Origin of the sequence: Pseudomonas sp. HY7a-MNA-CIBAN-0227, from assembly GCF_040310325.1 — a bacterium.
Lineage (GTDB): Bacteria > Pseudomonadota > Gammaproteobacteria > Pseudomonadales > Pseudomonadaceae > Aquipseudomonas.
The window spans coordinates 1-274 of record NZ_JBEOPT010000125.1 but is presented as its reverse complement, the minus strand read 5'-3'; the positions used below and the strand labels follow the sequence as shown (position 1 = coordinate 274).

The window sequence follows — 274 nt, the reverse complement described above, 5'->3', positions numbered from 1 at the left end:
TACCGCCCGTGATGCCGTCCGGCTTGATGGTGGCCGAGACAGTGCTTTCGTCTTTGAAGACGTCATCGGTTGGAGCGTTGAACTTCGTTTCGCCGGAAAGCTTGCCTTGTTCAATGGTGATTTTCGCGCCATTGCTCAAGGTAACGGTCATTGGGCTGCCCGCTGCGTGGGACAGCGTGGCGGTGTAAGTAACTTGGCCGCCTTCGTTAACTTCACCCGATGCAGTCAACTTGATGGTCGACGGAGTTTCAGTATCGATAACGGTGGTGCCCGC

Annotated in this window: 1 protein-coding gene; it reads right to left on the bottom strand. The window is 55.8% G+C overall.

The features are described 5' to 3' along the window. The coding region (locus tag AAEZ06_RS27255; RefSeq protein ID WP_350617214.1) for an immunoglobulin-like domain-containing protein at nucleotides 1-274 on the bottom strand (274 nt) is incomplete at both ends.